Genomic DNA, 12,093 nt, shown 5'->3' on the forward strand with positions numbered 1-12,093 from the left:
TCTCGGTTGGGGGCGGCAGCGCTCAGATCGCGTCGAGCGGGATCTTCAGGTAGCGCACGCCATTGTCTTCGGGCTCGGGCAGGTGGCCGGCGCGCATGTTGACCTGCACGGACGGCAGCATCAGCACGGGCATCGCGAGCGTCGCATCGCGCGCGGTGCGCATCGCGACGAAATCGTCTTCGGTCACGCCGTCCTTCACATGCACGTTCGCGCGGCGCTGCTCGGCGACGGTCGTCACGAACTGCACGTCGCGGCCGCCCGGCTGGTAGTCGTGGCACAGGTACAGGCGCGTGTCGGGCGGCAGGCCGAGCACGCGCGCGATCGAGCGGTACAGCGTGCGCGCGTCGCCGCCCGGGAAGTCGCAGCGGGCCGTGCCGTAGTCGGGCATGAACAGCGTGTCGCCGACGAACGCCGCGCGCTGCGTCGCGTCGTCGACGCAGTAGGTCATGCATGCGGGCGTGTGGCCCGGCGTGTGCAGCGCGCGGATCGTCAGCGCGCCGAGCGCGAGCGTGTCGCCGTCGTCGACGAGTAGGTCGAACTGGCGGCCGTCGTCCGCAAAGCCGGGGCCCGCGTTGAACAGCGTGCCGAACACGTGCTGCACGCGGCGCACGTGCGAACCGATCGCGATCCGGCCGCCGACCCGCGCCTTCAGGTAGGGCGCGGCCGACAGGTGGTCGGCATGCACGTGCGTTTCCAGCAGCCAGTGCACGGTCGCGCCGAGTTCGGCAACGCGGGCGATCAGCCGGTCGGCGCTGTCGGTGCGCGTGCGGCCGGATTTCGGGTCGTAGTCGAGCACGCTGTCGATCAGCGCACAGGCGCGGCTCGCGGTATCGAGCAGGAGATAGCTGACGGTGTGGGTCGCCGGGTCGAAAAAGCCTTCGACCGATAGCGTGGGGGCATGGCTCACGGTGTGTCCTCGATCGGGTTCTGCATCTGCAATCGGGATCTTTATCTCAAGAAACGTGCCAGCCGGCACCGCAACCCCGGTCGATGTGCCAGAGACTTGATTCGGCTCGGGTTTTCGGTGCGGCGTCGGCAATGCGCAGGCGTCGGCGGCACCGGGTTCAGGATATGGACTGCCATATCTGGCAGTGTCGTGGCAGAATTGGCAGTCTGCCTGGCAGTTCGTCCGGCAGCATCTTCACCGAGCGTCCGCATGAATCCGCACGACACCATCCCGATCGTTCCCGCGCCGCGCCACGACGCCATGCCCGACGTGCGCGCGCTCGTCGCGTATCTCGAGCAGGACCCGCAGCCGATGATCGTCGTCGATCCCGACTACCGCATCCTCGCGGCGAACGATGCGTACCGGCGCCAGTTCGGCGTGGCGGGCGTCGAGCACGTGGGCCGGCACTGTTTCCAGGTCTCGCATCACTACGACGTGCCGTGCGACCAGGCCGGCGAGCATTGCCCGATGAAGCAGGCGCTCGAATCGCGCGGGCTGAACCGCGTGCTGCACATCCACCACACGCCGCGCGGCCCCGAGCATGTCGACGTCGAGCTGCGGCCGATCTTCGATGCGTCAGGCAACGTGATCGCGTATGTCGAGCGGCTGACGACGGTGCGCAGCGCGTCCGCGCAGCCGAGCGCGGAGGGGCTCGTTGGCGGCGCCGACGCATTCAACGCGGCGCTCGGCGCACTGCAGCGCGTCGCGCCGTCGACGCTGCCGGTGTTGCTGCTCGGCGAATCGGGCACCGGCAAGGAGCTGTTCGCACGCGCGCTGCACGAGGCGAGCGATCGCGCGATGGGGCCGTTCGTCGTCGTCGATTGCTCGGGGATCGCCGAGACGCTGTTCGAGAGCGAACTGTTCGGCTACGAGAAGGGCGCGTTCACGGGCGCGAACCAGCGCAAGCCGGGCCTTGTCGAGACCGCGCAGGGCGGCACGCTGTTTCTCGACGAGATCGGCGACGTGCCGCTGCCGATGCAGGTGAAGCTGCTGCGGCTGATCGAATCGGGCACGTTCCGGCGCGTCGGCGGTGTCGAGGCGCTGCGCGCGGATTTCCGGCTCGTTGCGGCCACGCACAAGCCGCTGCGCGAGATGATCGACGACGGCCGGTTCCGGCAGGATCTCTATTACCGGATCAACGCGTTTCCGATTCCGTTGCCGGCGCTGCGCGACCGGCGCGGCGACGTCGCGCTGCTGGCCGAATCGATCCTGCGGCGGATCGCGAACGCGCGCACCGGCGCGGGAGACGTGAGCGCCCGGCCGTTTGTGCTGACCGAGCGTGCGCGCGCGTGTCTCGATGCGTATGCGTGGCCCGGCAACATCCGCGAATTGCGCAACGTGCTCGAACGCGCGTGCCTGTTCGCGGACGACGGGACGATCCGGGTCGAGCATCTGCCGGCGGAACTGGTCGCCGCCTCGGCGGTGCCGCAGGACCGCGCGGCGGATGTGCGCGGCGTGTCGGACGCGGAACTCGTGCGCATCGCGCGCACGTTCGACGGCACGCGCAAGGCGCTTGCCGAGCAGGTCGGGATGAGCGAGCGGACGTTGTACCGGCGAATGAAGGCACTCGGGCTCGGGTCGCGCGACCGGTAATCGGGACGGGCGCGAGGCGGAACTGGCAGCGGCAGGCGGCTTTGCCGATAATGGCGCGTTCGATCCAGCCCCCCCATCGCCCATGAAGCAATATTTCCTTTCGCCTTGCCTGTTCGTCGCAGCCGCTGCGCTGGCCAACCCGGCACCGGCCGCCGAATACACATGGACCGATGCGGCCGGCGCGCATGCGGTGACGCTCGTCAGAACCGAGTCCGGCGACGACGTCGCGCTCAAGGTCTCCGCGACGCTCGACGGCCGCCCCGACTGGACGGTGCGCGATTACGTGAAGGAATGCCCGGTCGACGTGATCCTCGACGTCGTGCCCGCGTCGATCGAAATGCGCGACCTGCTCGGCAACGGCCGCAAGCAGTTCCTGTTCGCGTACAAGATCGGCTGCCGCGGCGACATCAGCGCCGATCAGGTCAAGTACTTCCTGGTCGACGGCGGCACGAAGTACGTGATGCGCGGCGAGGAAACCGTGACGGTCAAGGGCAAGTTCACGGACGGCGGCGCGCCCCCGGTGCCGAATGCGGACCTGAAGGCCCATCCCGCGTTTCTGCACTACATGACGAAGCATTGGCGCGGGATCAGCGTGCGCAACTACGAGTAGGCGGCTGCGTGGCCGCCGCGGCGCGTGCAAAGCCGGTTCGGCTACGCGGCGAGAGTCCATTGCACGATAAAAAATCATGACGAAACGACGATTAATTATCGTTTTGCGATAATTATCGGCGTACAATCGGCGCGTGTTCAATCTCCGTCGAGGACCTCGCATGCATTCCGATCGCATCGCCCGTATCAGCCAGCGGATGGCCGCCGTCACGCTGTGGTTCATCGTCGCCATGCTGGCGCTCAACGCCGCTTGCTGGGCGTTTCCGTCGCTGAGCGCGGCCGACTCCGGGCCCGGTTTCGTATTCGGCCTGACGGACTCGGTGATGTCGAACCTGCACGTGGATGTCGCCGCATTCCCGTGGTGGCAAAAGGCGGTCGGCATCCTGCTGTCGAGCGTGCCGCTCGTCGCGCTCGCGAACGGGCTGCGTCATCTGCGCGCGCTGTTCCGGACTTACGCGCGCCGCGACTATTTCTCCGCGCAGGCGGCCGGCCATCTCGGCAAGACGGGCCGCGCGATCGGCCTGTGGGTGCTGCTGAGCCTGCTGTGCGAACCGCTGCTGAGCGTGTGGGCGACGCTGCGCGAGCCGGTCGGCCATCGCGTGGTCAGCATCGGCTTCAGCATGCCGTACGTCGTTGCGCTGTTTACCGCGGCCTGCATCGCGGTCATCGCGCACATTCTCCGGCAGGCGAGCGAGCTCGACGCCGAACATCGGCAGTTCGTCTGAGGCGCGCCATGTCGATCGTAGTCAAGCTCGACGTGATGCTCGCGACCCGCAAGGTCCGCTCGAAGGATCTCGCGGCGGCTGTCGGCATCACCGAGCAGAACCTGTCGCTGCTCAAGCAAGGGAAGGTCAAGGGCATCCGCTTCGCGACGCTCGAGGCGATCTGCCGTTATCTCGACTGCCAGCCCGGCGACCTGCTAGCGTTCAGCGATGACGGCGGCGGCGAGCCGGATTGACGCATCGTCGCGGCGCGCCGTGATACCGTCGACGCCAGGCTGGCGACGGGGATGTCGGGCGCGCGCCGCATCGACTGCCGGAACGCGCATGCAAGCGCCGGCCTTCTTGCGTTGCCGATGCCGGCACGGGATGCGTTTCGCGATACCGGCTGCAAGGGCTGACGCGGGCGGCCGGATCGGTAACCCGCATGCCGCCCGCCACGCCATTCCCGATCAGCGCGCAGGCGCAAGCTGCGCCATCGCCTCGCGCATGAAACCGAGCAGCGTCTCGTCGACCCACGTGTCCTTCGTCAGCTGCGGCTCGTTCATCATCGCGTGGCGGAATTTCGCGTGCGTGGCCGGATCGTTGCCCGCGTAACTGCAGAACAGGTCGAGCCAGCGACGCGCGAGCGCACGGCCTTCCGGCGAATCGGGCAACGCGCCCGATTCGATCGCGTCGCGCACGTCGCCCATCAGTTGCGGCCAGTCCATCGCGCGTTCGCCGTAGTGCGCCCGCATGAAGCGGATCTCGTCCGGGGCAAGATACTTCTCGAAGATCCGCATCTTCGTTTCCGAAGCCGCGCGCAGCACGTAGTCGCGCAGCGCGGTCGAAATGCCGATCTTCGACTGCATCGCGGGTTCGTGCTCGTGCATCAGGTTCAGCTTCGCCAGCAGCCGCGGGTCGTTGTTCGTGTCGCGCACGAGCATCGCCATCCAGCGACCGGCGAGCGCACGGGCGCGCTCGTCCTCGGGCGGCACGCCCGCGTCGTGCAGCGCGCGCACGTCGTCGACGAGCGCGATCCATTCCGCGTCGCCCGTCTGGCTCTTGCGGTACATCGGCATGCTGGCGAGTTCTGCCTCGGAGAAATATTTGTCGTACACGGTCATCAACTCCAGTGTGGTGAGCCAATCGGCCAGTTCCGGCTCGGTGCCCGCGGCGAGCTGCGCGTGCAGGTGCACGAGCCGCTCGCGCAGCTGCGCGGTCTGCGCGAGCTGGCGGTCGAGCGACGCGATCTGCTTCGCGACGAGATCGACGAGCGGGGCGTCGGGCTGGTTCAGGTAGTCGCCGATTTCGGTGAGCGACAGTCCGAAGCGACGCAACGCCTGGATCTGGTGGAGCCGGGCGATGTCGTGGCGGTCGTACAGCCGGTAGCCGTTGTCGGCACGCGCCGAAGGCGTCAGCAGACCGATCGCGTGATAGTGATGAAGCGTGCGGACGGTCAGCCCGCTGCGTTTCGCCAGTTCTCCCACTTTCAGTCGCATTCGTTCCTCCGTTCGGTACGCACACTGGAGTCTCGAACGTTACGCTACGTGAGGGTCAAGCGGAAGATCGAAAATCGGGCGCGCCGGGGATTGCGCGCGCCCGATCGAAAGGCCGGCTTATTGCGGCGAAGGCGGGGTGTCGGGCGTGGCGGCGCGCGCTTCCTTGCCGGTTGCGCTGTCGCCGGCCGCCTGGTCGGCGGTTTTGCCGGCTTTGTCGGCCTTGCCGGCCGGCGGCGTGCCCATCGCCTGATAGAGCCGCGCGGTATCCGCGAACCGCGCACCGGTCGCGCGGATCTCGTCGAGCCGCGCGTTGCGGTACTGCAGTTCGCTGGCGCGCGCGGCCGACGGCGGCAGCGCGCCGAGTCGCACGCGGGCGGCCGCGTCGTCGTACGCGCCACGGGCGGACAGCGCGGCGCGGGACGACGCGTCGAGCGCTTCGGCATCGTGTTCGAGCGCCGCAAGCGAATCGGCAACGTTCTGGAACGCGCCGAGCACCGCCTGCTTGTACTGGTCGACTGCGGCTTCGTAGGTGGCCTTGGCCGCGCGGCGCTGCGCGAACAGCGCGCCGCCGTGGAAGATCGGCTGGCTCAGCGACGCGCCGACGTTCCAGATCGCGCCGGCGCCCGACAGCATCGTCGGCCAGCTGAAGCCGCCCTGGCCCATCGCCGCCGACAGCGACAGCTGCGGGAACATCTGCGCGGTCGCGACGCCCACTTCGGCCGCGGCCGCCTTCAGCCCCGCGTCGGCCGCCTGGATGTCCGGGCGGCTTTGCAGCAGGTCCGACGGCACCACGACGGGTACCTGTTCGGGCAGGTGCAGATCGGCGAGCGTGAGATCGGCCGGCGGTCGGTCGGGCGTGCGGCCGACCAGCACCGCGAGCGCATGGCGCGCCGAGTCGCGCTGCTGGCGCAGCGCGGGCAGGCTTGCCGCGAACGTGTCGGCGCTTTGCCGCGCGGTCAGCGCGTCGCTGCGCGACGCCGAACCGAGCGCATAGCGGCGTTCGGCGTCGTGCGCCTGGTCGTTCGAAAGCGCGACGAGCCGCTCGGTCGTATTGATCTGTGCGTTGAGCACCGACACCGTGATCGACGCGGTGACGATGTTCGCGGCCAGCGCGCGCCGCGCGGATTCGAGCTGGAACGCGCTGACGTCGACGCGTTTCGCAAGCGCGCGGTTCGCGAAGCGGGAGACGCCGAACAGATCGATTGTGTAGCTCGCCTGCAGTTGCCCGACGAACGTGTCGTACAGCAGCGTCGGCGCGCCGAGCGCGGGAATCGGCACGCCGAGCGCGCGCTGGCGCGTGGCCTGGCCGACCGCGTCGATCGACGGCAGCATCGAGCTGCCGATCTGCCCGCGCAGCTGTTCGCGCGCGGCATCCAGCGAGTGCGACGCCGCACCGAGCGTCGGGCTGTTGCGCAGCCCTTCGTCGACCAGCGCGTTCAGCGAATCGGAGCGGTACTGCTTCCACCAGTCGGGCACAGGCTGCGCGCCGACCTCGAACTGCTGCGCGACGCCTTGCGCGGACACGGTCTGCTGGATTTGCGGCGTCGTGCCGTAATGCGCGGGCGACGGCATCGCGGGCGGCTCGCCGCTCGGCGCGAACCACGCGCAGCCGGCGAGCGGGCCGGCGAGGCTCGCGGCCGCGAGCGCCCGCACGGCTTTCGTTTTCAGGTTCATCGATACGTCCATGATCAGGCTCCCGACGGCGCGGCCGGCGTGCTGCCGCCTGGCGGCGGACCGTCCTGCGGGTCGCGTTCGTCGCGCTTCACGCGGAACCACGTCGCGTACAGCGCGGGCAGGTAGAACAGCGTCAACACGGTTGCGCTCGTGATGCCGCCCATCAGCGCGGTCGCCATCGGCCCGAAGAAGTTCGAGCGCAGCAGCGGGATCAGCGCGAGCACGGCGGCCGCGGCCGTCAGCGTGATCGGGCGGAAGCGCCGCACGGTCGCGCCGATGATCGCGTCGACCCGGCCGTGGCCGACCGCGATGTCCTGCTCGATCTGGTCGACGAGGATCACCGAGTTGCGCATGATGATCCCGAACATCGCGATCACGCCGAGCATCGCGACGAAGCCGAACGGCTGGCCGAACAGCAGCAGCGTCGCGACCACGCCGATCAGTCCGAGCGGCGCGGTCAGCACGACCATCAGCACGCGCGAGAAGCTCTGCAGCTGGATCATCAGCAGCGTGAACACGGCGATCGCCATCAGCGGCATTTGCGCATTGATCGACGTCTGCGCCTTCGCGCTTTCCTCGACCGAGCCGCCGATGTTGATCTGATAGCCGACCGGCAACTGCGCGCGCAGCGCGTTCAGCTTCGCGTCGATCGCATGCGTGACGTCGATGCCCTGCGCGCCGGCGCGCACGTCCGACTGCACGGTGATGGTCGGCTGGCGATCGCGCTCCCACACGACGCCGTATTCGAGCGTCGGCTTGAAGCGGCCGAGCGAGCCGAGCGGCACCGGGCCGTTCGGCGTCGGCAGCGCGAGGCCAGCAAGCTTCGCGGGGTCGACGCGATCGGCCCGCGGCGCGCGCAGGTCGACCGCGATCAGCTTGTCGCGCTCGCGGTACTGCGTGACGGTCGTGCCGGACAGCGTCATCGCGAGGAAGCTCGACACGTCCTGCGACGTAATGTTCAGCTCGCGGGCCTTCTTCTGGTCGATCTCGAAGCGCACCGAGCGCTCGGCGGGTTCATCCCAGTCGAACTGAACGTTCACGGCACGCGCATCGCCGCGCATCGTCGCCGCGACCTTCTCGGCGATCGAGCGGACCGTCGCGATGCTGTCGCCGCTCACGCGGAACTGCACCGGATAACCGACCGGCGGGCCGTTCTCGAGTCGCGACAGGCGCCAGCGTACCGCCGGGAACTGGTCGCGCAGCGTGGTTTCGAGCCAGGTCGCGAGCTTTTCGCGATCCTCGACCGATTTCGCGGTGATCACGAACTGCGCGAAGTTCGGCAACTGCAGCTGCTGGTCGAGCGGCAGGTAGAAGCGCGGCGCGCCGCTGCCGACGAAGTTCACCGAATGATCGATCTCGGGGCGCTTGTCGATCACCTTCTCGAGGCGTTCGGTCTCGCGCAGCGTCGCCGCGAACGACGCGCCCTCGGGCAGTCGCAGGTCGACCAGCAGCTCGGGCCGGTCGGAACTCGGGAAGAACTGCTGCGGCACCAGCGAGAAGCCCATCAGCGCCACGACGAACAGCGCGCCCGTGATCAGCAGCACGACGAAGCGCCGCTCGATGCACCAGTCGATCCAGCCGCGCAGCCGCCGGTAGAAGCGCGTGTCGTAGATGTCGTGCTCGTGGTCGTCGGGCAGGTGGGCCTCGTGCGCGTGCCGCTTGCGCTCGGGCAGCAGGTGATAACCGAGCAGCGGGATCAGCACGACGGCCGCGAACCACGACGCGATCAGCGCGATCGCCGACACCTCGAAGATCGAGCGCGTGTATTCGCCGGTGCTCGATTTTGCGAGCGCGATCGGCAGGAAGCCCGACACGGTGACGAGCGTGCCCGTCAGCATCGGGAACGCGGTGCTGGTGTACGCGAATGCGGCGGCGCGCGCGCGGCTGTAGCCCTGTTCGAGCTTTACGGCCATCATCTCGACCGCGATGATCGCGTCGTCGACGAGCAGCCCGAGCGCGAGCACGAGCGTGCCGAGCGACACCTTGTGCAGCCCGATGTCGAACAGGTACATGAAGAGGGCCGTCACCGCGAGCACGACGGGAATCGAGATCACGACGACCATCCCGGTGCGCAGGCCGAGCGACACGAGGCTCACGACCAGCACGATCGCGACGGCTTCTGCGACGGCTTCGAGGAAGTCGTCGACCGAATGCGCGACCGCGTGCGGCATGCTCGACACCAGGGTCAGCTTGAGGCCGGCCGGCAGTTGCGCCTGCAGGTTCTTCGATTCGGCGTCGAGCGCCTTGCCGAGCCGGATCACGTCGCCGCCCGGCTGCATCGTCACGCCGATGCCGAGCACAGCCTTGCCGTTCGAACGCATCTGCGTGATGACCGGATCGTCGTAGCCGCGCCTGACCGTCGCGAGATCGCCGAGCCGGAATGTGCGGCTGTTGATGCGGATCAGCGTATCGGCGATCGCGTCGACGTTGTCGAACTGGCCGCTCGGCCGCACGAACACGCGATCGTCGGCGGTCGTCAGCACGCCGGCCGACGAGATGTCGTTCTGCGCGTTGATCGCCTGCCCGAGCTGCTGCGGCGAGATGCCGAGGCGCGTGAGCTGCGCGTTGTTGACCTCGATGAAGATCCGCTGGTCGGGGTCGCCGAAATAGTCGACCTTGCCGACGCCCGGCACGCGCAGCAGCACGGTGCGCAGCTGGTCCGCGTAGTCGTGGAGCTGCGCGGGCGAGAAGCCGTCGCCTTCGAGCGTCCAGATGTTGGTGTAGACGTCGCCGAATTCGTCGTTGAAGAACGGGCCCTGCACGCCGGGCGGCAGCGTGTAGCCGATGTCGCCGACCTTCTTGCGGATCTGGTACCAGGTATCGGGCACGTCCTTCACGGGCGCCGAATCCTTCATCGTGAAGAAGATCAGCGATTCGCCGGGGCGCGAGTAGCTGCGCAGGAAATCGATGGCCGGCGTTTCCTGCAGCTTGCGGCCGATCCGGTCGGTCACTTGTTCCTGCACCTGCCGCGCGGTCGCGCCGGGCCAGAACGTGCGGATCACCATCACGCGGAACGTGAACGGCGGGTCTTCGGATTGGGCGAGCCGCGTATACGCGAGGATGCCCGCGAGCGTCGCGAGCGCGATCAGGTAGACGACGAGCGCCTGGTGGCGCAGCGCCCACGCCGACAGGTTGAACCGGCCTTCTTCGTGGGGGGTGCTCACGATGCGAAGTCCTCCGGGTGCAGCGGCGCGATCGGGCGCACCTTCTCGCCGGCGCTGACCGTATGCACGCCCTGCAGCACGACGCGTTCGCCCGGCTGCAGCCCGTGCGACACGGTCACCGTGCGTTCGTTGAAGCGCGCGACGTCGACGCGGCGCAATTCGAGCGTGTCGTCCTTTGTGCGCACGACCCACACGGCCGGTTGCGCGCCGTCGTGGAACAGCGCGGTCGCGGGCAGCGTGATCGGTTGCGCGTCGCCGGCGGCCGGCGCGCCGTCGAACGCGACGCTGGCGGTCATCCCGAGGCGGATCGCCGGATCGGGCGCGGCGAGCGTGAGCTTCACGCGATAGGTGCGGCTTTGCGGATCGGCGGCCGGCGCGATTTCACGCACCTTCGCGGCGAACTGGCGGCCCGGCAGCGACGGCAGCGTGACGGTCGCCGCGTGACCGGGCGCGAGCGACGCGAGCGCGGCCTCGGGCACGTCGCTGACGACATCGACGTCGCCGGACCACGCGAGCTGGTAGACGGCCTGGCCGGCCGACACGTTCTGGCCGGTGTCGGCCTGTTCGGCGGTGATGGTGCCCGCATGATCGGCGACGAGCGTCGCGTAGCGGAGCTGGTTCTTCGCGAGCGCGAGCTGCTGCTGCGCCTGGTCGCGTTGCGCGAGCGCCGACGTGTAGCTGTTCTCGGTCTGCTCGAGCTGAGCGGTCGCGATCAGGTTTTCGCGTGCCTGCGCGCGATCGCGGTCGAGCTGCTGCTTCGCGAACGCGAGGCTGTGCGTCGCGGCATCCAGCTGCGCCTGCGCGCTCGCGGCGTTTTTCTCGACGTCGGACGGATCGAGCAGCGCGACGACCTGGCCGACCTTGACCGTATCGCCGAGGCGCACCTTGCGCTCGACGATCTTGCCGGCGATGCGGAACGACAGCGGCGTCGCGTAGCGCGGCTGGATCTCGCCGGGGAGCGTGCGCGCGGCCGCCGCGTCGTCGGCGTGCGCGGGCAGCGCGACGACGGGGCGTGGCGCGGGCGGCGCGGATTCTTTCGGATGACAGGCGGCAAGGACAAGCGCGGCGCCGATCAGCAGCGCGGCGCGGGAACCGGAGCGATTCACGAAACCCCCAGGTGAGGTGGAGCGGAACGAAGCCGGCAAGCGCGGCGGGCGCTTGCCCCAAGCGGCGCCGGCACGGGCGCGCGGACAACATCTTTCGGAAACTGTGGCGGATTCTAATACACACCTGTATCTGAATGCAAAGATGAATCCGAAAGGGAATTGGTGCTAGACTGCGCGCCATGAAACCACAGCGCTTAACTCGCGAGCAGAGCAGGGACCAGACGCGTGAACGTCTGCTGAAAGCCGCGCACCGTATTTTTCTGAAGAAAGGCTATGTGGCCGCGAGCGTCGAGGACATCGCGGCAGCGGCCGGCTATACGCGCGGCGCGTTCTACTCGAATTTCCGCAGCAAGTCGGACCTGCTGCTGGAGCTGCTCGAGCACGACCACGCGTCGGTGCGGGCCGATTTCGAGGCGATCTTCGAAGGAGGCGGGCCGCGCGAGCAGATGGAATCGATGGCGCTCGCGTACTACCGGACGCTGTTTCGCGACGACGAATACTCGCTGCTGTGGGGTGAGGCGAAGCTGCAGGCGGCGCGCGACGCGAAGTTCCGCGTGCGCTTCAACCAGTTCCTGCACGGCAAGCGCATGCAGATGGCCGAATTCATCCAGCGTTTTGCCGAGCGCGCGGGCACGCCGCTGCTGCTGCCGGCGGACACGCTCGCGTTCGGGCTGATGTGCCTGTGCGACGGCGTGCAGTCGTATTACACGGCTGATCCGCAGCACGTGTCGGCCGACACGGCCGAAGCGGTGCTCGCGGGGTTCTTCGCGCGGGTCGTGCTGGGGCGCGCGCCGGACTGAC

10 protein-coding genes are annotated in these 12,093 nt (G+C 68.5%); 5 read left to right on the forward strand and 5 right to left on the reverse strand.

The window, feature by feature from the left end; translation table 11 throughout:
* Positions 1-22: 22 nt before the first annotated feature.
* Positions 23-907, reverse strand: a complete 885-nt coding sequence (locus tag ACTRWB_RS18485) for an MBL fold metallo-hydrolase (protein WP_446902810.1) — start codon at positions 905-907, stop codon at positions 23-25.
* Positions 908-1,156: 249 nt separating this feature from the next.
* On the opposite strand from ACTRWB_RS18485, the gene ACTRWB_RS18490 reads away from it, so the two are divergent.
* The 4 genes from ACTRWB_RS18490 to ACTRWB_RS18505 all read left to right on the forward strand — a co-directional run bounded on the left by ACTRWB_RS18490 (position 1,157) and on the right by ACTRWB_RS18505 (position 4,106).
* Positions 1,157-2,539, forward strand: coding sequence for a sigma-54 interaction domain-containing protein (locus ACTRWB_RS18490; RefSeq protein WP_446902811.1), 1,383 nt, complete (start codon positions 1,157-1,159; stop codon positions 2,537-2,539).
* An 82-nt stretch (positions 2,540-2,621) separates the two neighbouring features.
* Positions 2,622-3,149 carry a M949_RS01915 family surface polysaccharide biosynthesis protein gene (locus ACTRWB_RS18495; protein ID WP_193098450.1) on the forward strand — a complete coding sequence of 176 codons (528 nt, stop codon included), beginning with the start codon at positions 2,622-2,624 and terminating at the stop codon, positions 3,147-3,149.
* A gap of 160 nt (positions 3,150-3,309) precedes the next feature.
* A complete protein-coding gene (locus ACTRWB_RS18500) occupies positions 3,310-3,873 on the forward strand; it encodes a DUF2975 domain-containing protein (protein ID WP_446902812.1) in 564 nt (187 codons plus the stop codon).
* 8 nt (positions 3,874-3,881) lie between these two features.
* Entirely contained in the window at positions 3,882-4,106 is a 225-nt protein-coding gene (locus ACTRWB_RS18505) for a helix-turn-helix domain-containing protein (protein ID WP_048250941.1), read from the forward strand.
* A gap of 213 nt (positions 4,107-4,319) precedes the next feature.
* Here ACTRWB_RS18505 and ACTRWB_RS18510 read toward each other — a convergent pair whose 3' ends face one another.
* The 4 genes from ACTRWB_RS18510 to ACTRWB_RS18525 form a co-directional block, all read right to left on the reverse strand.
* On the reverse strand, positions 4,320-5,348 hold the full coding sequence (locus ACTRWB_RS18510; RefSeq protein ID WP_446902813.1) for a MerR family transcriptional regulator: 1,029 nt from the start codon (positions 5,346-5,348) through the stop codon (positions 4,320-4,322).
* 117 nt (positions 5,349-5,465) lie between these two features.
* Entirely contained in the window at positions 5,466-7,034 is a 1,569-nt protein-coding gene (locus ACTRWB_RS18515) for an efflux transporter outer membrane subunit (RefSeq protein ID WP_446902814.1), read from the reverse strand.
* 2 nt (positions 7,035-7,036) lie between these two features.
* Positions 7,037-10,186, reverse strand: a complete 3,150-nt coding sequence (locus ACTRWB_RS18520; protein WP_446902815.1) for an efflux RND transporter permease subunit — start codon at positions 10,184-10,186, stop codon at positions 7,037-7,039.
* The gene (locus ACTRWB_RS18525; RefSeq protein ID WP_412021768.1) at positions 10,183-11,292 is read right to left on the reverse strand and encodes an efflux RND transporter periplasmic adaptor subunit; all 1,110 of its coding nucleotides are present in this window, start codon (positions 11,290-11,292) and stop codon (positions 10,183-10,185) included. Before ACTRWB_RS18525 ends, ACTRWB_RS18520 begins: the two co-directional genes overlap by 4 nt.
* A 179-nt stretch (positions 11,293-11,471) precedes the next feature.
* Here ACTRWB_RS18525 and ACTRWB_RS18530 point away from each other — a divergent pair, with 179 nt between their 5' ends.
* On the forward strand, positions 11,472-12,092 hold the full coding sequence (locus tag ACTRWB_RS18530) for a TetR/AcrR family transcriptional regulator (RefSeq protein ID WP_129514660.1): 621 nt from the start codon (positions 11,472-11,474) through the stop codon (positions 12,090-12,092).
* The last annotated feature ends 1 nt before the right edge of the window (position 12,093 follow it).

This window comes from Burkholderia sp. YIM B11467, assembly GCF_052952715.1.